Origin of the sequence: Gluconobacter morbifer G707 (assembly GCF_000234355.1) — a bacterium.
Classification (GTDB): Bacteria; Pseudomonadota; Alphaproteobacteria; order Acetobacterales; family Acetobacteraceae; genus Gluconobacter; species Gluconobacter morbifer.
Window position 1 is genome coordinate 1,040,491 of sequence record NZ_AGQV01000001.1, and the last position, 21,886, is coordinate 1,062,376.

Genomic DNA, 21,886 nt, shown 5'->3' on the forward strand with positions numbered 1-21,886 from the left:
TCCTTACCGCCAGATGTAACGGTTGTCGTGGGAGTGCGAGCCATCAGGGGTGGAGGAAGTGTCGATCTCCGCTTCCACCGACATGCCGACACGGACACGCTCGGCCAGGGGCTGGCCGGGATCGAACGTCAGCTTGACGGGAACGCGCTGGACAACTTTCGTGAAGTTTCCGGTGGCATTGTCCGGCTGGATGGCGGCGAAGGCAACGCCGGTTGCGGGGGCGAGACTGTCCACATGGGCCCTGAGGGGATGGCCGGGAAAGGTATCGACCCAGATTTTCGCGGTCTGGCCTGTCTGGACCTTTGTGAGCTGGGTTTCCTGGAAATTGGCTAGGACATAGGCCTTGTGGACGGGCACGACGGCCAACAGGCCGGTACCGGGATGCACATACGCACCCACGCGTACGCCACGTTCACCCACCACGCCCTCAACGGGGGCGGGGATAGTGCAGTAGGACAGGTTGAGTTCAGCCTGACGTTCGGCGCTCTGGGCGCGGAGAAGGGCGCCCTGCGCCTTTTCAAGCTGGGCTTTCAGGACGTCAACTTCCCGGGTAGCGGCATCGACGCTGGCTTTGTCTCGGGAAAGCTGGGCCACGGCTTCACGCTGCCGGGCATCTGCGCCCTGCTGCTGTTCGAGTGTGCTGGCGCCGCCCGCGGAGAGATTGCGGTACCGCGCGGCGTTCTGCCGGGCGAAGACGAGGGCGGCCTCGTCTGCCTCCACTGTGCTGTTTGCCGCGGAAATCAGGGAGGACTGGCGATTCAGGGCGGCCTGAAGGTTGCTGACGTCACCCTGTGCGGCGGCGACGTCACCTTTCGCGACGCCGAGGGAGGCGCGGTAATCGTCATCCTCGATATGGGCGAGTTCTTCACCGGCGCGGACATATTCGTTGTCCTCAGCCAGAACCTGATCGATACGGCCAGAGACCTTGGGTGCGACGGTCGTGAAGTCGGCCGTGACGTAGGCGTCGTTTGTTTCCTGGTGGATGCCGTCTCCCACAACGAAACGGTCGGCGGTCCAGGCGAGGGCGGTCAGGACGATAACCGTGCAGCCAGCCAGCAGGAGAGGTTTGGTGGAAATCATGGGAAGCGGGTCCGGTATCAGTGGGCGAGAGCGGGGGATGTCGCAGGAGGCACGGAAACGGGTGCTGGAGCTGACGCTTTGGGGAAGGGACCTTTGCCGGGGGGATAGACCCGCTTTGGCAGAATGGCTGTCAGGGCGATGTAGAAAATGCAGATCCACATCACGACGAAATAGATGTCCACCAGTGCAAGGACGGTGGACTGCTCGCGGATGTAGGTATGGAAGATCTGAAGGGTATTGCGGGCGACATGTCCGGGATCGGGGGACGTGTTGCCGATGACGTTTTCGATGGGGTTGCCCATGCCGGAAAGGGCGGTGGCATTGTTGCCCGATCTGTCCAGCAGCATGGTGGAATGATACTGCTCGCGGCGGCGGAGCATTACTTCGAAAATGGCTGTGGCAAAGGCATTGGCCATCCCCTTGAGCATGTTGACCATACCGGAAATGAATGGTCCGTCCGCGGGTCCGAGGGACATGGTGGCGAGCATCAGGGTCGGGATCACGACCATGGGCTGGCCGAAGATCTGGAGACCTTGCAGGAGATAGAAGTTGTCACGCACCCAGTCCGGGGTAAGCCACAGGCCCAGCCCGGCCGAGAGGGCCAGGCAGGTCATGCCGATGGCAAGAACATAGCGGCAGTCCACGACGCGGGTGTTGCAGATGGCGGCGGTCAGGGGGAGCATGATGAGCTGTGGCAGGGCGACTGTCAGGGCGACGGGCATGGCCTGGATGGGTCGGTATCCGCGGATTTCCTCAAGGTAGGTCATCGGGACCTCGTTCATGAGGGCGCAGATGATGAGCACTGCGACGAGGGTGAGGAGCGCCATCGTGATGTTGCGGTTCTTCCAGTACTGAAGGCGGAAGAAGGGGCTGTGATGGTGCCATTCGTGGAATAGGAAGCCGACGAAGAAGGCGCCGCCCCAGAAGGTCAGATGTGAGATCATCGGGGAGCGGAACCAGTCCAGACGATCGCCCTGATAGAGAACCGTGACGACGCAGAGAATGGAGGGCGCGCCGATGAAGAAGCCGCGCCAGTTGAACTTCTCGAAACGTTCCAGATGGACCGGGTCTTTGGGCAGTCCATAGGCCATCATGATGATGGCGATGATGCTGAGGGGAATGACCTCCCAGTAGAGCCAACGCCAGCCGACATGCTCGAACCAGAGGGCTTCGAGCGGGCCGCCGAGATTGGGGCCGAACGTCGCGCTCATGGCGTAACCGCCAATGCCGAAGACCTTGATGGGGGGAGGCAGGTATTTGAGCATGACGGTCATGAGGACAGGGGGCAGGCAGCCCGCGCTCATGCCCTGCACGGCGCGGAGGAAGCACAGGGAGAACATGTCCGGCATGAAGGGCAGCGGAATGGAGAGAAGCGCCAGAACCGCCGTCATGAAGATGGAGAAGCGGTAGATCGAGAACGTCATGTAGAACCAAGGCGTGAAAGCCATGGCGGCGATGTTGAAGGCCTCGTAGACCGAGATGAACCACGTGCCTTCGTCGTGGCCGATATGCATGGCGCCACGAATATCGGCGAGGCCGATCTCGGTAATGTGTTCATTGAAACCGGCAACATGCACAGCCAGCAGCATTCCCAGACAGCCGATAACCGTACGCAATCCGAAAGGCGGGATGTAGGACGGTGGCTCGGGAGCCGCGGTTATGCTGGGTTGAACTGCATCTGCCATAAGGTGCCTTCCTGCTTTGGGATGCATCTATCTGGGAGTGGTACGGTCCGAAAACCCACAGTTCTGGCAGATGACGATTTCACTTTTCGGAAGGATCGGAGAGGATGCTTACGGCACTGTGGCAGGAATACGAATACAGGGTTCTCTTGGCGGAACAATTATGAAAGGGGCAGGGCATGGCGCGTAAAGTCACGGCAGCACGGCGGTATGATCTGGACCTGTTGCGTTATCTGCAGGTTCTGGTGGAAGAGCAGAGCGTTTCGCTGGCGGCACAGCGACTTCAGGTGAGTGAAGCTGCGATGAGCCGGCACCTGGCAAAGCTGCGGACGGTGTTCGGGGATCCGATTCTGGTGTTGTCCGGACGCAGGATGGTGGCGACGGCATTCGCCAATCGCATCCGGGACCGGGTTCAGAATCTCGTGAAACTTGCGGATGAACTCGTCAATGACAGTGATGATCTGGATCTGCGAGAGCTGGCGCCCTGTTTTACCATCCGTGCGCATGATCTGATTGTTGGGGCGTTCGGCCACGCTGTCCTCAGAACGCTGAAAGAGAGCTGTCCGGGGTGCAGGGTCATTTTTTCACCGGAAACCGAGGAATCTGCCAGCGAACCCCTGCGGAAAAACCGGATCGATCTCTATATCGGCGCGACGGATGATCTTGCGCCGGAGATCATGAAGCAGACCCTTTTCCATACGGAATTTCGCGGCCTGGTCCGCAAGTCGCATCCGATCCTGAAACGGGGTGTGACGCCACAAACCTTGGTGGATTACGATCATATCAGTATTTCCCGCAAAGGACGGATGCATGGGCCGCTCGACGTCATTCTCAGGGAAAAATATGGACTGGCACGGCGGATTGCGATGGTTGTGCCAACCTATTACGCCATGATCGAGACGATGCGGGAGACGGACATGATCCTGCCGCTGCCGGATATCGTCATTGATCGGTTACTGCTCGACCGGATCGAGCTGGAAGCGTTCGAATTTCCCTTTGCTCTGCCGCCCGTGATCTGTTTTCAGGCCTGGCATCCGCGGATGGATATGGATCTTGTTCACCGCTGGTTGCGGGAAACGGTTTTCCATACCATCCGTCAGGAGCTCCACCGCATGAGGGAAGCCAGTGAACGGAAGGCTGCTTCCGCCGGGCCTACATAAACTGAATATGGCTCTTGAACCCCAGCAGGGCTGCGTTCCGCAAGTTGTACTGCGCGTTGGGGCGGACGTAATATTCGAACAGCGGAGTGAAAATGACGCCGCGCATGACGTGAACAGCGTAATTGAGTTCCATGACAATGGTGCTTCTCTGAACGCCGGTGGCATGGTTGGGCATGGTTTCGCCGTTCTGGAGCAGTTCTTCTTCCGTCCTGCTCACGCCGGAGGCGATTTTCGTATAGGTAAAGGCAAATCCCAGCGTGTCGTATGGGCGTGAGCGCAGGAAGCCGCGATTGATGAGGGCACCGTAGGCAAGGTAACGCCGCAGGGATGTATGGGGATCGTTATAGATGATGCCGGTCAGGGCAGTCAGGCCGGAATCCTTGTCATGGTAATGAATCAGGCGCTGATCAAACATGACCCAGGTCGACCAGGAGGCGCTGTGAACTTTCGGACTCAGGCCGGTTTTGGCATATGATCCGCCGTACAGGTCATAATAATTGTCGTTTTGTGGTGTGCTGAACAACTGGGCGCCAAACTTGTAATGGCCGGGGAGGGTTCCGTTGCGGAAAACCGGCTCCCAGGCGGTTTCGATGGGGGCGGCGTAGCCGATGATGTTGGAGCCGTTGAACTTGAAACCAGTCCGGTGCTGGTAAACCTGATAGATTCCGTTCTCGATGGGATAAACGCCCGTCTGGATGTAAACGGATTTCACGGGCCGTCCGCGCACGCGGAAACCCCATGTCGCAGCAGGGTAGCCGGCGTCATAGTTCGTATCCGTGATGCCTTTGGGACGGCCGCAGAAGCTACCGTTCTGGAAGTTGCAGAACAGGGGACTGGCCGCGAAATCGGAAATTTCCGACATGCGCCCGGCAGCGATGGCCAAGCGGCCGCCGAACAGCGTTTCCTCTCCATACATATAGACAAGATGGACGACGACGTTTCCGCCACCGCCGTAGTCTTCGGAGGCATGATTCAGCCAGTCCCCGAACATGCGGTTCGCAGTGGTTCCGTACCGGCCCACGGTCACCATATGGGTAGCGAAACCTTTCAGTCCCGCAAGTTTCTCCCAGTTGATATCAAGCTGCAGGGCGTACTGTCCGGCATTGCTGGCGCCCTGCTTGTAGTTTGAGAACCCTTTGGTGGTTCCTTTGGTCGGTGGCGTGATCGCGCCTGCAAATTCGTTGGTGTTGTCGACGAGGAAATTAATTCCTTTCTGACGAAGCCATACCGAGAGGGGATTGGAAATAATGGCTTCCGGTGTGGAAAATGCAGGAACGGACGTTTTTTTGGATGCATTTGCCGGCAAGGGGGTGGAAACCAGAATACTGGGGGCGGACCCCACGTCCCGATCCATGACCTGCGCCCGCGCGGAGGACGCCATACTGATGGATACCACGGAAAAAGCGAGCATTGCGGCAGAAAAACGGTAGGTTTTCCGGTTCAGCAACTTGGTTTCTCCATACGTTTTCCAGTAACAACCTGGAAATATCAGTTTCTCGTGAGGTAAAAGAGGAGTTTCAGGAAATTCTACTATAAAAATTCGTGACGGAAATCATCCTGTAAAATCTGTTTTCTCCGGGTATCATCTAAAATTTACCTTTAATGAAAAATAAAGCGAGACAATAAAAATATTTTTATAAAATTACGAAGTGTTTTATTGGGCCATTTACAATCCTGAAAAAATTTCAATTTATGTCTCGTGAGCTTTACTCACGATTTCGGGAAATATCCCAAGTAGCCCCAGTGGCGATCTTGTTACTTTTCTTCTTTTTTCCAGACGCTCATGAAAAGACTTTGCACTGCCAAGGATTAAGCTTTTCATGACGACGATCTTTGCAATTTCCCTGGCCTCAACAGCAATCATAGCAATTGTCATCCTGATCGCTTATTACCGGCTCAACCCCTTTATTGTCCTGTTTGCGGTTTCGTTGCTGCTTGCTCTCGTCTCCGGCATGCCGCCAGACAAGGTCGTGGCGTCTTTTGAAGCCGGAGCAGGGCATGTTCTGGGACATGTCGGCACGATCATCGCATTGGGAACGATGCTGGGAAAAATGCTCGCGGAATCAGGCGGCGCTGACCGTATTGCGCTGACGATTGCCGAACGGGCGGGGCGACAGCGCGTAGACTGGGCCATGATGATCATCGGCCTGCTGATCGGTCTGCCGGTCTTTTTCGAAGTGGGTGTGGTTCTTCTGTTCCCCCTGGCGTTCATCCTTGCTTCGCGGACTGAAACGCCAATCCTGCGGGTTGCTCTTCCCATGGGCGCCGCGCTCTCCGTGACGCATGCCATGATACCTCCGCATCCGGCCACATTGCTGGCGCTTTCCGCATATCATGCCAATACGGGGCGGACGATCCTGTGGGGTATCCTGATGGGAACGCCGATCGCAGCCATTGCCGGGCCCATCTTTGCGCGATATGTAGCACCGCGCATCAAGATAACCCAGGTTAACCCGCTGGCGGAACAGTTTCTGAACCGGGAAATTCCGGAAAATCTTCCGGGTTTCTTCATTACGGCCTTTACGATTCTGCTGCCTGTTTTCCTGATGCTGATCGGTTCGTTTGCCGATCTGGTGACTGCACCGCATTCCGCCATTAACCAGGTCCTGCATTTCCTGGGGAATACGGATATTGCGCTTCTGGTTGCCACCATTCTCTCGTTCTATGTTCTGGGGCTGGCGCGTGGGTTTTCCCGCGAGACCATTCTGCGATTTACCAATGAATGTCTGGGGCCGACGGCCCTGATCATGCTGCTCGTCGGGGCCGGTGGCGGTTTTGGCCGGGAGTTGATGGACAGCGGGGTGTCCAAAGCCATCACGGACGCGGCTGTGGGGGCGCATGTGCCGTTGCTTGTACTTGCCTGGCTGCTTGCCGTTGTGGTCCGGCTGGCCAGCGGCTCTTCCACGGTTGCCATGAGCACGGCGGCCGGTATTGCGGGGCCGATCCTAGCACATTCTCCTGCGGTTTCACCGGAACTGATGGTCATTGTTACGGGGGCAGGTTCGGTTGCTTTCGGGCCGATCAACGATGCCGGTTTCTGGCAGATGAAGGAGTATCTTGGTCTGACAGTTCCGCAGACACTGCGTACCTGGTCCGTTCTCGAAACGCTGATTGCGGTTTTCGGATTGGTCTTCGTCCTGCTGGCATCTCTTGTCATCTGATTGAGCGAAAAACGAGAGGCACATCACCATGACGTTATCTCTTTTTGACCTGTCCGGGCGTACGGCCCTGATAACCGGTTCTTCGCGGGGTATTGGCCTTGCACTGGCACAGGGACTGCATGCGGCGGGGGCGACAGTCATTCTGAACGGACGTCACGTGGGCCATCTTGAGGCGGTGGCCCGTGACTTGCCTGGAAGTCATGTCCTTCCATTTGATGTGACGGATCATGATGGCGTGAGGAAAGCTGTTGACCATTTCGAAGAAAATAATGGTGCTATCGACATTCTGGTCAATAACGCGGGCATGCAGCATCGCGCGCCACTGGAAGACTTCCCAGCGTCTGCTTTCGAGCAATTATTGAAAACCAATATTTTTTCTGTTTTCAATGTCGGACAGGCTGTCGCGCGTCATATGATCAAGCGGCGGGCAGGGAAGATCATCAATATCGCCAGTGTCCAGACGGCCTTGGCGCGCCCCGGTATTGCGCCTTATACGGCGACAAAAGGGGCTGTGGGCAATCTGACAAAAGGAATGGCCACGGACTGGGCCCGGCATGGATTGCAATGTAATGCCGTCGCGCCGGGGTATTTCGAAACGGAACTGAATGAGGCGTTGGTGCAGAACCCTGAGTTCTCTTCCTGGCTTGGGCAGCGGACGCCTGCGGGACGATGGGGGAAGGTGGATGAACTGATCGGGGCAGGGATATTCCTAGCTTCTGATGCCTCATCGTTTGTTAATGGACATGTCCTCTACGTGGATGGCGGCATATCCATTTCTCTTTGATGAGGCTGTTTGAGAGACAGATTTTTTGATCAGGATGTGTTCACGGAGGGGGCGTAAGAACGTGGAATTTCCGCAGCGGGGTTGCTGTGAAGGTTTCGGGAATCCGGTTCTAAAATGATCTCTTCTTCTACAGAAGGCTGAACATATCTTCCGCAAAACGTCGTTTCCCTTCGTTGCAGCCGCGCCATGTTGTTGCCGTCAGGGCTGTCTGTATTTCCGATGGGAGGATTTGTATGAACAGTTTCTCAAGACTTCTTGTCGGATTTGGAATGACGCTTGCCCTGTCCGCCTGCTGGGGACCGCCGCCTCCGGGAGGACCTGGGGGGCCATCAGAACGGCCATGATGGCGGAAATCGGGGCGGTTATGGGCAAGGAGGCAGTTTTCAGGAAGGAGGCATGGGCGGCTCAGACCAGAGAGGCCCTGGCGGTCCGGATGGTGGGATGTAACCTGTGAGTGACCCGGCTTCTGGCCGGGTTTTCTTTTTTTCAGAACTGAACTGTCTGAGCCCCGTTGTGCCTGTTTCTAGGAGTGTTCTCAAAGCGGGAGATAATCCATGCTTCCTGAATTTGGCAGGCCTTTCAAACTGATGCAGTTTCAGGGCAGCGAGATCCCCAATCCACCGCTGCCCGTTCCTCCGGTTCCGCCTCCTAACCCTTATCCTCCGCCGGGTGAGCCGCCACCGCCTGTTGAAGATCCACCCAATCTTGGGAATTGATCTTGTTACAGTGTTCCGTTTCCTAACCTGAAAGCGGCGAGCGGATACTTCGATCGTTGGGCTGCTTTCGTGTCGGGTTCTTCTGGCGGAAGATTGCCGGTGGTGTTTGCTACGATCCAGATGGCGACGCGTACTCGGAAAGGGATGTGGCCAGTAAAAGGCCGTAGAGCCTCAACCACCTTACAGGGGGCTGAAAATGTTATGGCTATGCCGAGCAACTTCTGCCGCACGATCAAGGCCGGACGCCTCCCGGCCACGATCCCGTTGAGCGTTCGATCGAAAATGCATTTGTGTTTCAGGAATTGAAGATTTCCAAATCCTTGCTGTTCGTGACGTAATGTAGCTCTTTTCTACGCTCGCAATAGTAAGCATAACCGATGCCTACCGACGCGACTGGAACGTTTCGGATTGCTGGAAGGGTGACGTTCGGGAGGGCTCTGGTGATTTTTTCAGACAACAGAAGCCGTTCGGTGAGGGGCGGCTGAGAAATATGATGGATTGGCTATCCGTTATATGGCGCCTGAATTCCAGTAATGTCAGCGCAGGCTGAGGCAAGGGCCACACGCGCAGTCCCTTTCTTCTATGCTCTCCATCCTTTTGCCCCAGGGGTGGGGTTTATTCGCTCCATATGTTTCTCTTTGGGCGTCGCGATGATGTGCCGCGAGTGATCAAGTGCAAGGAGCATTAGTGCGGTGAGCACAATCAGGGCGATCAAGATGGTCAAACGGTATCTGATAATGAGCCTCCATTTCCATAGAAGGTTATAGAGGGCGGAGGCTCAGGAGTTGCATGGACTCTTTGTGGCAAGGGAAAACCGGCCAGGTAGGCGGCTGGAGAAGCGGTGTATGAGAAGGATGGGAAATTTACTAATCTCAATGCATGAAGCATCGACAAGATGGTCTGATTCTTTTTTGTATTTTGCTTGAGATTCATTGTTCTGAAGCCTTTTCCCGCTGACTTGATGGATAAGACTGATTGAGGAAGGGCGCTGTCAGGGGAGAGAAGCAGTCGATCTGGGACGCTATCTAATTGGTTTTATGATGGTTCCATAAAGGATGTTCTACAGGCCCCTCCAAAATGAAACCCTTCAGCTCGATTCCGCATCCTTCCATCGAATTCACAGGTTTCCGCTTGTACCAGCCTCGACGGATCTTAAACGAAGCTGGGCTCCATGGCAGTCTCTCTTGTAGGCATGATCTTCGTGCCGAATACGGAACAATACGCAGAAAAAGTGAAATGTTATTGAAAATAAAAAGGCCCAGTATAATCTTACACAAGGCGCTTCTTAGTAAATCGTTTCCCTTATAGAGATAATAAATGGCGAAGAAACGGGCTTTGATCTCATGGGCGATGCGTCGAAAAGCCTTATCGAAGGACTTTTTCCTGAGTCGTGGGGGATGTGCAAGCTTCAGCCAGCTTGTAGTATGGAATATACAATCAAGATATTTGAGTAATATTGTAATAAATTTCGCACAATCGGGAGGTTTATGTATATTAAATCCAAATAAATAAAATCAAAGGAAAGAAATTTATTTGTTATTATTCGAATATCTTGATTATCTAATTATTCGTTGGAAAGTAGTTTTGGGTCGATACTGTTGATGAGATGCCTTACGTTTCCCCTACCTTGATTGAGTAACCCTGTAGGATGGGAAGCTGCTTCAACTCATCGATAGTAAATGTGAGGGAGGAATTTGGAATACTTCCGCAAGACGAAGAAGTTCAGCTGAATCAGGGCGATAAATCCCTTCTTCGATTTCACTAATCAGGTCTTCTGATAAAAAAGATTTAGTGGCGAGAGCAGAGATAGTTAGATCCCGTTCGAGGCGCAGCGTTTTTACGTTCTGCGCAATGATTTTAGTCAAATTCTGCATATATTTAAAACCTTTTCACAGAACAAAATTTGACCGCAATTCGCCTTAATTGCTCTTGCGCCGCCGCTTTTTTGTCGCAATGTGTAAGGAAGCATTCCAAATGTTTCTGGTCTTAACAATTTCAAATAATGCGGGTTCCCTGCCATGTGCTCAAAAATTTCAGATTTGCTGAAACTCGCAGATAATCTCTGGGAAAACGGCGAGAAACAACAAACCATTGAGGTTATCGAAAAGATCTACGCTTTATACGATCATGAAGATTACGAAATCAATCAACGCAATCATCAAAAAATCATTAAAGCAGCAGAAATTTCATAAAAACATTCCGAAATGGAATTTGGTTTTCTTATAGTTTTCACAAACGGAATTTACTAAATAAATCATTTTCGTTTGTGGCACACACCATGAATACCTAAAATGGATTGAGTAATTATTCCTAATTTGCGTTTAATATCGTCAATGTAAAAAATTTAGTTTGTTAGAAATTACATAACATTGTAGTTATAATATTGCTGATGATACCGTGGATTCTGTAACGCAATCCAACGAATGAGCGCATTGTTCCGTTCAGAGGCAGGAACGCAGTGTAGAAAAGGGCTAGGTCAACCCGCATCCAAGCATTCGGCCAAGCGATTTTTCTTCCCGGCCATCGGTCTTTTAAGGGTGGCGTAATCCTGACAGATCTGCGTCCGCGGGTGGACAGGAACGCATGTTCACCTCACGTGACCCGATCCGGTCCGTGATCGACATGGCAGCGCTGGATGCAGTGAATGCCCGTTTTGGCAGCGGGACCCTGCGACCGGCCTCGACGGCTCTGAAACGAAGCTGGGCTTCGCGGCAGTCTCTTCTGTCGGCACGCTATACGACGCGATTGGAAGAAATTGTTCGGGCGAGGAGTTGGGAGAGACTGTTCCCGTCTTCATCCTAGTTGTAGAAATCGGTGCGCTAATTTCCGTAAAGCGGATATGATTAGTTTGGATTCCTGCCGCCAAATTGGCCGGGAGCAGACCGTCTATTCACGAGCAAGTGAGCGAAGCAGATGCCTAAAATAGGTGACGGCCCGAGAGTGTTACCAGTATTGTCATGGTACTGGGATAGGAGCCTGTCTATGCGTATTTGGCTGGCTTTGCCCGTGGCTTGCCTAACGGGATGCGGGATAACGAAACCCAGCACGCTTGTGCCCCTAGGAACAGTGACTGTCGATCAAGCTTTCAAAGATACCGCTCGCGGATTTCGCGACTTTAACGCTATACTGAAAAGTCCGACGTATACAAAGGAAGATGGGATAAGTTCTCCGCCAATGAAGCTTGGTCTGATTGCGTGCCGGTTGAAAATTCACTTCAATATTTCCTCGACATCGGATGCATCTGCTGGAGGGCATGCGACGCTGTCTGCGCCGATCGAGGCTGCAAAGATCGAGGCGGGTGAACAGTTTAGCAATTCCTCAAATGCCACAATCGGGAATACTATCGATATCGATATGGCAAGCAACTCTCCATTGATATGCGAAAGATATAATGGGCTGGCACCTGAAGCTGCGCAAAAAGGAGATGCCACAACGGCAACCGCTAAAGAAGTAACGAAGAACGTTTCTTCGCCTAACGAGCCTCTGGTCACACCCGGGACAACTATAATGAAGCTGCCGATATGCTCCGACAAAATCGTGACGAATTGCCTCGAGATACAGTAGTATCAGAAGGTTTTGAGCGGGCTGGCACGGCTCTGAATGGTCTTTAGGTGATAGCCCCTTATGCTGGGCCAGCCATTCGGGAAACTCGTCTATGCGCCTCTTGGTAATGCTTTCCACGCTTGTTGACGCAATCAGGGTTTCCGGGTCTTGGTTTGGGCTCTCGTCTCCATCCTGAGAAGCCAGAAACTCCCCGAAGAGCCAAAAGGCCAGCCTGTGCCCTCGGGTCGTCTGCTGTCTGATCGTATTTTCAACATCCCGTATCCAGCGCTCAAAAAGGGGGCCGATGGGCGTGGTCTGGCCCAGCGCAATCTCCTCACATAGTCTGAAGGGTTCTTTCCGGCCTTCTCAAGCTGCTCGGCCCGCTCCTCCAGAAAGTAATCCATGCCCTCGATCAGGCGGCGTCTGGGGTCGGTCTCACCCATCTGCTCGTCACCACCGTCCGTCCTGTCTGAGGTGGCCGCAATCTCCCGCCGGGCTTCCAGTGCCTCGGATAAGAGACATTCCTCGCTCATCCAGTCCGGGACCACATCACCGTGCAGGGGAGGCAATCCAGCCTCAGCCAGCTTGAGGTTAAGCGAACGCCTAATAGCCTCCAGAGCGGCATCACGCAGCTTAAAAGCCGTCTTGCGATCTTTGGTCTGTAAGGACTTCAGAACGTCTCTGCGCAGGCCCGTGCTTGAGCCTAGTACGGCGCCAACGTCCCGCCAGCGCTCCTTGGGCACAATGAAGCGCACATAGTAGCTTCCATGCCTCTCGGTCAGATTAGCCATATCGTTCATGCCCAACTTCTAGCAGTTAAGGGCAGGGGTAAGCCATCACGGATAGTGACGCTGAACCAGTGACGCACAGTCAACACGAAGTGACGCTCTGTACAACTAAGTAACTGTTTTTATTGGAGAAATTGCCTCATAGCGGAGAGAGATCCGTCACAATCCCCGACTACATCATTGTAAAAACAAGCTTTTGTCTACTTGGGGAAACTATAATTCCCGATATTATACCCGGGAATATTGCGGTGCTAATTCCGCTTGTACCGGCGACCGTGCTTGTACTACGATTCGGGTGCTTACTGGTGAAGCAGCTTTCCTTAAGCGCCCGTAAAGCGCTGACTGAATCGGCGGCTGAGAGCTTCCATCCTCTCAGTCATCAAGCTCACCAGTCTGCTACGCTTGCCTTGGATGCGGTGAAACGGTGATATTCTGGCTGCCGTAGCACCTCCTTTCAGATCATCCGATAAGATCTTTTTCTTTTTTCTCCCGTTCAGCATTCACGCTGAGTTTTTGATACATTCCTAATGCCACCACCATGAATGTCGCGACTACTAGCAATGCTGCGGGATAAAGAATGTCTTCAGGGGCCTTACCACTGCGCTCGAACACTCCGACAAGACCTTCGATAAAGACAGCAATAATAATCGTCGTCATAAATTTTGTGAGGCTGGTACGAGCTTCTGAGAGGGATTGCTTTCCCCTGGAACGTAATACTTCTTCTTCTATGAAGTATTTGGCAACATCAAAAACTGCTATGGCGATCACAACGTAACTGATCGCCTGAACGATTTCTTCCCGTCCATCATTTAGTGATAATTTGAATGCATATATCAGACCAATCCCTCCTGAGATAATTAGGAGGGCTGCAAGTATGATCAAAAGAATACTTGCGAGAAGGAAGGCTATTTTTGATATGCTTGTTATTTTATAAATCGCACATATCCTTCGAAAAATAATTCTATGTTTTTCGGATTCGCTAGGGTTGTCTTCCAATAAAACTCTATCCAAGACTTCCATTGGAAGCTAATTTTTCTGCACCTGTGCAGAAAATTGCCCACCGGCATGAGATGCGGTGAATGCCCGTTTTGGCAGCGGAACCCTGCGACCGGCCTCGACGGGTCTGAAACGAAGCTGGGCTCCGCGGCAGTCTCTCCTGTCGGCACGTTATACGACGCGACTGGAGGAGATCGTTCGAGCCAGGAGTTGGTAGAGGCTACTTTCGCCTCTTGTCGGACGTCAGAGCGCGGCACGACCTTTTCTCAAAGCAGACGTGTCATGGCGTGCAAGGATTGATTTCGGCCGATCCTGGCGCCGTTTAACCGGCGGTACGCCAGGGTGTCGGTCGTCGCCCTGACGCTGCCCGAACTGCCCGCGCAAGACGCCGGAACTGGACATCTTCCATAACGCTGACGTGGCGGCCCGGCCAGATTCAGGGGCGTTGGTCTGCAGGTGCCGAGACGGGTGAACGGCGGCTCCGGCCCGGTCGGCTAGCGCTCTCAGTGGTGCCAGGCGGCGCCTGTGTAGAAGAAGCGGCCGAGGCCTACGGTGAAGATCAGGCAACCATAGAGACTGTGTTCTAGGCAAGTCAGGCGCAGCGACCGGTGGCGTGCGTAGTCGCGGGCGAAGAGTAGGCCGCCGATGGCGGTCATGGCGATTGCGATCCAGTTCAGGAAGATCACATGGGCGAAGCCAAAAGCGAGTGCGCTTGCGGTGATGATGCCTTTGTCGCTGCGGAACAGCGGGCGATACCGGGCAAACAGGAATGCGCGGTAGAGCACTTCCTGCGGCCATACCGACAGCACCGGATAGAGCACCATGATCAGCAGCCAGAAGCGCGGTTTCTGAAGCGGTAGGCTGAGGAATGTCTCGGGCCAGAACCATGCCGTCAGCGCCACGATAACCGGCGCGAGGATCGCGAAACGCAGGAAGATGACGCGCAGCTCGCGACGCACGTCATGAGGTTGTGGCTTTTCGCCCCGGATCGCGAGAAACGCCGCGATAGCCGTCACCCAGATGAGCCCGAACAGGATGCCGGGGCGGCGGAGTTCGAGGATTATAAAGGGGCCACCGAGATAGAGGGCAGCAAATTCGACGGCGAGGCGAAGGAGAGGCATGTGTTTCGAGTTTGGCACAGAAATGCAGCGGCAGCTATCGCCTTCATCTCGGACAATCCGAAATACAAACGACTGATCTTAAAGCGGACGACGCTGGCCAATCTTGCCTGGGAGAATTTTATTTTCTCAGGTAAGTATCAATGCCCGACAAGTTCAGTTCGATCCGAACTGGCGTTTCTTTTCTAAAGGCCTGATGAAGCGCGTGGCGAGCAACAGAGCGCCATGGAATAACGCGAGTAATCCAAATGTTTCGCCATAAGCCTCCGATGCGACATGGGACAGACCGACCGTCGCAAGCCGCCACCCGAGGAACGTGGCGCATGCTGTAATCAATGTCGGCCCTCCGATCCTTTGCATGATGTTCAGCGCGGTCGTTGCCATCGGGATATCCGCGCGTGCGATCGAAGCATATCCCGCACTCATGGCGGGAATACCGACGGCACCCCCACCCCCGCCACGCAGCAGCAGCGCTATAGTGAGCAGTGTGACGTTCAGGCCGTTATAGGCGAGCAGCACCAGAATCACTGTGCCGATCAACGACAGTAGCGCCCCGCAACCAGTCAGATCGCGCACGTCAAACCGGTCACTCAGACGGCCAATGAGCGGATAGACGCACATCATCCCCAGTCCCAGAGGGGCCATGAACAGGCCTGTCCGCTCAGGCGAGACATCGCAGGCGTGGATCAGCCATACGGGTAGAAGCATCTGACCAGCGAACGACACCCCGTTCGTCAGAAACATGATGACCGCCGACACCGAAAAGACGGGCGCACGCAGCAGGCGCAGGTCGATCAGCGCGTCATCGCGCTTGCGTCGCGCGGATCGGATATACAGGACGAACAGCACGAGGGACGCGCCTAAGGTCGCTTGTCCATAAGACCGGTCGACATGATCTATGCCGTAGAGAAACGAGACAAGGGCTGGCGCGAGAAATCCGAGGCCTGTCAGATCAAGCGATCGGGGGCGCTCTTCATGCTTATCGTCCGGGAGAAATAGAACGGCAAGGATGAAGGCTGCTAGCCCGGCCGGAACATTGAGAAGAAAGATCCATCGCCAAGAGGTGACCGAGAGAATGGCACCCGCGACGGCGGGACCAAGAAGAGGCGCAAGCAGAACCGGTGCCGTCAGTGCGCTAGCGACCCTCGGCATCTGTTTTCCTGCCACACGGGCAACCGTCATCTGCGCCATGGGAGCCAGCAGCCCACCGGCCATCCCCTGTAGCAGACGGAATACAATCAGAGAGGACGCGGACCATGCCAGAGCACACAGGCCTGACGTCAGTGTAAAGGCACCGAAACACCACAAATAAACTGCTCGTCCCCCGATGCGGCCTACGAGCCATCCATTCAGTGGCAACGTCAGGGTGAGCGCCAGCAGATAGCCGCTGACCACCCACTGTACTTGTGAAAACGGCGCGTTCAGACTCGTAACGAGATCTGGGAGCGACACGTTGACGATTGTGGCATCCAGTTGTGCCATGAACGACCCGACCGCCGCGACGCTCACAATTTTCCATGTGCCTGGTGGCAATTTTTCTGAGTGCTCCGGTGACATGCGCTCATGCATCTAGTGCAATTGCCTCGCTCATTGTCACGCGACCTAACCGAGGAAAAATCTCCTCGCAGGCAAAGCGCTGCATCTCGTCCGTGAAGGTGGACATAAGATTCTCGGCGAGCACGACATTATATCCATGCTCATGTGCCGCTCTGGCAGTCGATTCTACACCCAAATTAGTGGCTATTCCGCCGAGTACGATCGTGGTGATCCCGCGACGTCGAAGCTGGAGGTCAAGATCCGTACCGTAGAATGCGCCCCATTGCCGTTTCGTGACACGTAGATCTTTTGGCTCGGCGAGACCGTCGACCAGTTCAGCCCAGTCTGGCGCAAAACCTCCGGGGGGAGAGAAAGAGCGCTCAACAACCGTATGCAATGCGTCAGAGAAATCCGCTGCGAACGCCACGTTTACCAGGATAACCGGCGCGTCTGCCGCTCGGAAACGAGCGGCAAGTGCTTTCGAGCGCTCCACAATCTCGGCGCCTGATGTCGGAGCCAAGGGAAGCCCCGTAATGCCTTTTTGGAGATCGATCAGAACGAGAGCTGTTCTGGTGGCTGAGAGTGAAATCATAGCAAGACCCTCCTGGTTGGCGTTCAAACGGTCACCTGGAGCCGTTGTTCGAAGCGCGTAAAAACGTTAATAAGTTGAGTGGATACTCAAGTTGGAGCATTATTTGAGGATGGACTCAAATTCGTCAAGGGATAAACGGATGCCTCTTCAGCCGTTGCGAGCGGACGGGCGTCAGCGCGTCGAGGAATTACTGGAGGCCGCGTCTGATCTCATGGCAGAACGAGGTTACGAGACGACGACCATGGCGGAGATCGCCGCGCGCGCGGGAGCGAAGATTGGCTCGCTCTATCGTTTTTTTCCAAACAAGGAAGCTGTGGCGGACGCTTTGGTGCAGCGGCATATCGCCGTTCTGGAAGACGAATACGCGGCACTTGCCAAACGTGCGGCCACTCTATCGCCGGACGCTCTGGCAGACGTTCTGATCGAAATGCTTGTCACGCTTCATCCTCGCGTAAAATCCCTGTCCGCGCTGATGGAGGCGCGGACCGACAAAATGGAGATCCGTGATTTTGCGCGAGGAAATGCAATAGCTGGAATTGCGGCAGCACTTCGTGTCTGTGCACCAGGCTTGGATGAGGCACTGGCGAGGGATATTGCTGCGGTGGTTCTAAACACTATGAAAGTGTTGCGCGGTATGACGATGAAGGACGCGCCTACGACGTTGGGTGCGCCCGACGAGTTGCGGCGGATGAACCGTCTTTATCTTGCGGATCGGCTGGAGCCGTTTCGGCGCGCTTCAGACGGCAAAGCAGACGCGAAGCCATAATTTCGCGGATTGGTGCAGTATTCGACCCACGACCTAAGAGCCTTGGCGCTGTCCCGGAGAGTGAGATGTCGTGGCAGCTTGCGCCCTCGTGTCAGACAATGCGTGTGAATGTTGGATATCCCAAAAGCAGACACTACTCCCGTACTGAAGCCTGCAATGCGGCGATGAAAGCAGCCATCGCCGATGAGTGTTGGCGACGGCTTGGATAGTAAAGGTGATAGGGCTCGAAAACCTTTTGCCATTGTGAGAGCACCTCGACCAGCTCTCCTGTCGCAATTCGGGAAGCCACAAGATCATGCGGCAGCCAGGCCAGCCCCAGCCCGCCCAGACAGGCCTCGCGTATCTGAAAAAGGCTGGTCAGAACAAGTTGCCCAGACGTTGTGATTCGTATGTCCTTGCCGCTTTTCCTGAACTGCCAGGGGAAAAGTTCGCCGTGTGTCGGCAGCCGCAGATTGATGCAGGGAAACTCGGCCAGATCACGCGGGTTTCGTGGACTCCCATGCTGCTTTAGAAACGTCGGCGTGGCTACGACGGCCATTGGCACATCCGGTCCGATCCGCAATGCGATCATGTCTTTCGAGACAAGCTGGCCGCGTCTGACCCCGGCATCATACCGTTCGCGCACGATGTCAGTCCGACCGTAATCGGTTGTGAGATCCACATGGATCTCCGGATAGTCAACAAGAAAGCGCTCCAGAACCGGCCAGAGCACACTCCAGATCGCATATTCATCGGCTGAAATGCGGATCGTACCAGACGGACGCTCGCGTAAAGTACCAAGCTGTTCCAGTCCGCGTTCAATCCGGGCAAGCGCCGGTTCCACCTCTGCCAGAAGCCGCTCTCCGGCCTCGGTCGGAGAGACGCTTCGCGTCGTACGGTTGAACAGGCGGATTCCCAAGCGTTCTTCCAAATTGCGGACTATCTGGCTGAGCGCGGACTGGGACACGCTGAGCCGTGCGGCGGCCCGGGTGAAGCTCCCCTCGGCTGCCACGATGACAAAAGCATTCAAATCGCGAAGATTTTCATTCATCATTCAGAAGTATGGCTAATGACTAAATGCGGAACAAGCCATCTAAACTTATAAGGAGAGTTGTTTCATCTTTCCTCCTGTCGGGCGTTTCAGGCTCGAAGCGGAAAGGAACGATGACAATGAAAACCGTGACCTTCAAAAACAGAACCTGGGATATGGCGGGGGATCTGCATTTTCCGAAGGATTTTGATAAGAGCCTGAAATATCCGGCCCTTGTGGTGGCTCACCCGATCAGCTCCTGCAAAGAACAGACTGCCGCCATTTATGCCGCGGGATTGGCGGAAGCCGGATATGTCTGCCTTGCCTTCGATGCGTCCACCCAGGGCGGAAGTGGCGGTCCCGGACGCTATCTGGAAGATCCGGCCTTGCGCGTCGAGGATTTCCGCGCGGCGGCCGATTACCTCACAACGCTAGGGTTCGTTGACGAAAACCGGATTGGCGTGCTCGGCATCTGTGGTGGCGGTGGCTACGCCGCGAATGCCTCCATGACAGAACGTCGTTTCAAAGCCGTTGGCACTGTTGTCGCTGCCAATTATGGTCGTCTGTGCCGCGAGGGTGACCTGTCTCCAGATGCTGCCCTGAAGGCTATGGAAGGCGTCTGTGCCCAGCGCACAGCTGAGGCACATGGGACTGCAGCCGCCATTACAAGCTACATCCCACAGTCGGAAAAGCAGCTTGCGTCCTGCGACATCAAGGATGTGGATGTTGTTGAGGCTGTCGATTATTACACGACGCCCCGTGGCCAGAAGCCCGGGTCGCCCAACAAACTAAATGTGGTCAGCACGGGTGCAGCCTTTTCATGGGATGCATTCCACCTGGTGGACCGCCTGCTGACCCAGCCGTTGCAGGTCATTGTTGGCGGCGGTCAGCCCGGTATTTTCGGTTCCTATCGCGACGGCTTCGAGCTGTTCGACAAGGCCCGGTCCAAGAAGAAAAATATCTTCGTCGTACCTGGCGCGACGCATTACGACTTGTATGACAAGCCGGAATACACAAGCCAGGCGATTGCGAAACTGAAAGAGTTCTACGGCGCGTATCTCTAACGCCATGCCTTTAAGAGCCTTGGTAACTTGGAACGTCCGATTACGTCCTCAGATTTACCGTAATCGGACCTTCCGTTCACCCTCCCAAAGCAGACAGACTGTTTCGTAACGAAAGCTGCGATCTCTCCCAGGGAGATCGGGGCGAATTAGTTCGTCACAATCTTCGACTACATCATTGTAAAAACATGATTTTGTCTATTTGGTGAAACTATAGTTCTCGATCTTATACCCGGGAATATTATGATGCCTAATTCTGCTTGGGTTGGCGTTGAAGCGGGTCAGATGAAAGCCCTGCACCAGTCTGCTACGCTCGCCTTGGATGCGGTGACACGGTGATATTCTGGCTGCCGTAGCACACTGTCTCGTTTATGGGCAGGAGCGCATTGTGAGGTTCCGTCAGGCCTCACCCGCATCCACCCATTTAGCAATCCTCAACAGTTTATACAGATCCGCTAGGAATTGCGCTGCCCCAATGGAAGGGGGCGCCAGTAGCCTATCTCCTTGCAAACAAACGACTTCCAGAAATCGTTTCTGCAAAGGCATTGACGTGCATTGATTTGTTCTCTTTCTGTTCTCGTTAAGGAGGCCAGAATCATGAACTATCAAGGCGACCGCACGACCGGCTTCGCATCCCCTGCAGGCGACAACATCGAGGGCACGATCGATCTCATGTCGGCCGTCCTCGATCTGCGTCAGCCCAGCCGGTATCCGGTCCGCGTTGAAGGGGATGCCCTGCTGGGCCGCTCCATCCGGCATGGCGATATCCTGGTGGTCGATTCTGCCGTGGCTCCCCGGGCCGGTGTCGTGGTGATTGCCAGCGTGGGCGACGAGCTGCGGGTCTGTGAACTGACCCAGCGCGCCGGGGAATGGTGGCTGCGCTCTTCTTCGCCTGGCGCTTCTCCCGTTCAGGTCGATGACGAAACCGACGTGGCGATCTGGGCCGTGGCGACCGGGCTGTTGGCGCCGTGTCATATCTCTCCATGTCAGGCCGCACAGTTCGGAGATGCGAAGGCCAAGAAAGTACAAGACCTTCAATGCCGAATGACGACGCGCACGCCAAATGACAGGGCCGATTTCACGGAGGCGAGCTTTCGTCTCCGCGTAGCATCGGCGCCTTCAAGGCTGTCGTACCATTCCTGCAGATCCTCAAGCGTGACCTCGAGGAACGGTTTGGCGCTCCACGCACGAAAAGATTCCACGTCCGCCCGATAGGCCCGAGCCGTGTTCTCGGAGCGGTTGTGGAGCCACATTTTCATGAGACGATCGTCGTCAGAGATATTGGGCGTTTTCCCCGCCGCCGCTGGCGCCATTCGTCCAACTCTCTAACAAGTCATTGATACATATAAGTTTTCACCCTCATTCGAGGCATGAAAAAACGTCAGATAACAGGTATTATCTGACGGCTTTCAGGGGGATATTCAGAGTTATCTGACACGTCGCCCAACGGGCCATGTCAGATAACTCTGCGTTATCATGACGCATTCAGAGCCCTTCAATCGGAAGGCGCGCCACCCTTTTTTCTTCCGCAGTCACCCAGTCTTGGGCCTCGCCCAAGCACTGATCTGACGACTCCCCGCGGGAAGGTTTCTCCTCGCCGTGCTTCAGCATCACGCTGCACAGCGAGAATGATTTCCCCATGAAGAGGTGAGGAGAGGCTCATGACGCGAGAATCCCAGGCATTCTTCTGCCATTTCGGCCGCGCGCAACGTGCGACGACTGTTGCAATCGAAGGAAAATCCGGCAGCAGAACATCTGAGCGGTGGATATATGTCCGGTTCTGGATGAAGCAGCAACCTGTGACCTTCATGAATGCCTGCACCCAGGAAGGGTTTGACCGCTTCCTCAAGTCTTCGATCGCCCCGTCGGTCCATAACAAGGCGCGGGATGTTCG

General features: G+C 54.7%; 21 protein-coding genes and 1 pseudogene. 11 read left to right on the forward strand and 11 right to left on the reverse strand.

The window, feature by feature from the left end; all coding sequences use genetic code 11:
* Positions 1-3: 3 nt before the first annotated feature.
* Both GMO_RS04665 and GMO_RS04670 read right to left on the reverse strand, forming a co-directional pair.
* Positions 4-1,080: an HlyD family secretion protein gene (locus GMO_RS04665; RefSeq protein WP_008851151.1), complete on the reverse strand. Its 1,077-nt coding sequence runs from the start codon at positions 1,078-1,080 to the stop codon at positions 4-6.
* Between the two features lie 17 nt (positions 1,081-1,097).
* A complete protein-coding gene (locus tag GMO_RS04670; RefSeq protein ID WP_175282571.1) occupies positions 1,098-2,765 on the reverse strand; it encodes an MFS transporter in 1,668 nt (555 codons plus the stop codon).
* 176 nt (positions 2,766-2,941) lie between these two features.
* On the opposite strand from GMO_RS04670, the gene GMO_RS04675 reads away from it, so the two are divergent.
* Complete coding sequence (locus GMO_RS04675; protein WP_008851154.1) at positions 2,942-3,922, forward strand: LysR family transcriptional regulator; 981 nt, start codon at positions 2,942-2,944, stop codon at positions 3,920-3,922.
* Here the strand turns inward: GMO_RS04675 and GMO_RS04680 are convergent.
* Positions 3,915-5,333: a carbohydrate porin gene (locus GMO_RS04680; RefSeq protein ID WP_083813611.1), complete on the reverse strand. Its 1,419-nt coding sequence runs from the start codon at positions 5,331-5,333 to the stop codon at positions 3,915-3,917. The two genes, GMO_RS04675 and GMO_RS04680, sit on opposite strands and share 8 nt — an antisense overlap.
* 409 nt (positions 5,334-5,742) lie before the next feature.
* Here GMO_RS04680 and GMO_RS04685 point away from each other — a divergent pair, with 409 nt between their 5' ends.
* From GMO_RS04685 to GMO_RS14350, 3 genes are all read left to right on the forward strand, one after another.
* Positions 5,743-7,083 (forward strand): GntT/GntP/DsdX family permease, encoded by a 1,341-nt coding sequence (locus tag GMO_RS04685; RefSeq protein WP_008851156.1) that lies wholly within the window; start codon positions 5,743-5,745, stop codon positions 7,081-7,083.
* 28 nt (positions 7,084-7,111) lie between these two features.
* On the forward strand, positions 7,112-7,867 hold the full coding sequence (locus GMO_RS04690) for an SDR family oxidoreductase (RefSeq protein WP_008851157.1): 756 nt from the start codon (positions 7,112-7,114) through the stop codon (positions 7,865-7,867).
* A 554-nt stretch (positions 7,868-8,421) separates the two neighbouring features.
* Positions 8,422-8,583, forward strand: coding sequence for a hypothetical protein (locus tag GMO_RS14350; protein ID WP_008851159.1), 162 nt, complete (start codon positions 8,422-8,424; stop codon positions 8,581-8,583).
* A gap of 1,661 nt (positions 8,584-10,244) precedes the next feature.
* Here GMO_RS14350 and GMO_RS13800 read toward each other — a convergent pair.
* A complete protein-coding gene (locus GMO_RS13800; protein ID WP_083813599.1) occupies positions 10,245-10,457 on the reverse strand; it encodes a helix-turn-helix domain-containing protein in 213 nt (70 codons plus the stop codon).
* A gap of 144 nt (positions 10,458-10,601) precedes the next feature.
* Here GMO_RS13800 and GMO_RS14355 point away from each other — a divergent pair, with 144 nt between their 5' ends.
* From GMO_RS14355 to GMO_RS14140, 3 genes are all read left to right on the forward strand, one after another.
* On the forward strand, positions 10,602-10,775 hold the full coding sequence (locus GMO_RS14355; RefSeq protein WP_008851160.1) for a hypothetical protein: 174 nt from the start codon (positions 10,602-10,604) through the stop codon (positions 10,773-10,775).
* 391 nt (positions 10,776-11,166) lie between these two features.
* Positions 11,167-11,385: a DUF4113 domain-containing protein gene (locus tag GMO_RS04700; protein WP_008851161.1), complete on the forward strand. Its 219-nt coding sequence runs from the start codon at positions 11,167-11,169 to the stop codon at positions 11,383-11,385.
* 264 nt (positions 11,386-11,649) lie between these two features.
* Positions 11,650-12,147 carry a hypothetical protein gene (locus GMO_RS14140; protein WP_139064360.1) on the forward strand — a complete coding sequence of 166 codons (498 nt, stop codon included), beginning with the start codon at positions 11,650-11,652 and terminating at the stop codon, positions 12,145-12,147.
* Positions 12,148-12,278: 131 nt separating this feature from the next.
* Here GMO_RS14140 and GMO_RS04705 read toward each other — a convergent pair whose 3' ends face one another.
* Together GMO_RS04705 and GMO_RS04710 are read right to left on the reverse strand one after the other, a co-directional pair.
* Positions 12,279-12,917, reverse strand: a complete 639-nt coding sequence (locus tag GMO_RS04705; RefSeq protein WP_050801385.1) for a hypothetical protein — start codon at positions 12,915-12,917, stop codon at positions 12,279-12,281.
* A 456-nt stretch (positions 12,918-13,373) separates the two neighbouring features.
* A complete protein-coding gene (locus GMO_RS04710; RefSeq protein WP_040507974.1) occupies positions 13,374-13,841 on the reverse strand; it encodes a hypothetical protein in 468 nt (155 codons plus the stop codon).
* A gap of 148 nt (positions 13,842-13,989) precedes the next feature.
* Here GMO_RS04710 and GMO_RS13805 point away from each other — a divergent pair, with 148 nt between their 5' ends.
* Positions 13,990-14,127 carry a DUF4113 domain-containing protein gene (locus GMO_RS13805; RefSeq protein ID WP_245528428.1) on the forward strand — a complete coding sequence of 46 codons (138 nt, stop codon included), beginning with the start codon at positions 13,990-13,992 and terminating at the stop codon, positions 14,125-14,127.
* 286 nt (positions 14,128-14,413) lie between these two features.
* Here GMO_RS13805 and GMO_RS04715 read toward each other — a convergent pair whose 3' ends face one another.
* From GMO_RS04715 to GMO_RS04725, 3 genes are all read right to left on the reverse strand, one after another.
* Complete coding sequence (locus tag GMO_RS04715) at positions 14,414-15,049, reverse strand: CPBP family intramembrane glutamic endopeptidase (RefSeq protein ID WP_245528429.1); 636 nt, start codon at positions 15,047-15,049, stop codon at positions 14,414-14,416.
* Positions 15,050-15,184: 135 nt separating this feature from the next.
* Positions 15,185-16,597, reverse strand: coding sequence for a DHA2 family efflux MFS transporter permease subunit (locus GMO_RS04720; RefSeq protein ID WP_008851166.1), 1,413 nt, complete (start codon positions 16,595-16,597; stop codon positions 15,185-15,187).
* The gene (locus GMO_RS04725; RefSeq protein WP_008851167.1) at positions 16,590-17,156 is read right to left on the reverse strand and encodes a hydrolase; all 567 of its coding nucleotides are present in this window, start codon (positions 17,154-17,156) and stop codon (positions 16,590-16,592) included. Before GMO_RS04725 ends, GMO_RS04720 begins: the two co-directional genes overlap by 8 nt.
* A 109-nt stretch (positions 17,157-17,265) precedes the next feature.
* Here GMO_RS04725 and GMO_RS04730 point away from each other — a divergent pair, with 109 nt between their 5' ends.
* On the forward strand, positions 17,266-17,922 hold the full coding sequence (locus GMO_RS04730) for a TetR/AcrR family transcriptional regulator (RefSeq protein WP_040507489.1): 657 nt from the start codon (positions 17,266-17,268) through the stop codon (positions 17,920-17,922).
* A gap of 133 nt (positions 17,923-18,055) precedes the next feature.
* Here GMO_RS04730 and GMO_RS04735 read toward each other — a convergent pair whose 3' ends face one another.
* Positions 18,056-18,931, reverse strand: coding sequence for a LysR family transcriptional regulator (locus GMO_RS04735; RefSeq protein ID WP_280985121.1), 876 nt, complete (start codon positions 18,929-18,931; stop codon positions 18,056-18,058).
* A 140-nt stretch (positions 18,932-19,071) separates the two neighbouring features.
* Between GMO_RS04735 and GMO_RS04740 the strand changes: the two genes are divergently transcribed.
* Together GMO_RS04740 and GMO_RS14900 are read left to right on the forward strand one after the other, a co-directional pair.
* On the forward strand, positions 19,072-19,995 hold the full coding sequence (locus GMO_RS04740) for an alpha/beta hydrolase (protein ID WP_040507491.1): 924 nt from the start codon (positions 19,072-19,074) through the stop codon (positions 19,993-19,995).
* A gap of 594 nt (positions 19,996-20,589) precedes the next feature.
* On the forward strand, positions 20,590-21,207 hold the full coding sequence (locus GMO_RS14900) for a LexA family protein (protein WP_008851171.1): 618 nt from the start codon (positions 20,590-20,592) through the stop codon (positions 21,205-21,207).
* On the opposite strand, the pseudogene GMO_RS14905 reads toward GMO_RS14900, so the two are convergent.
* Positions 21,114-21,305 (reverse strand): annotated as a pseudogene (locus GMO_RS14905) (tyrosine-type recombinase/integrase); the annotation flags it as partial. The gene GMO_RS14900 and the pseudogene GMO_RS14905 sit on opposite strands and share 94 nt — an antisense overlap.
* Positions 21,306-21,886: the final 581 nt, after the last annotated feature.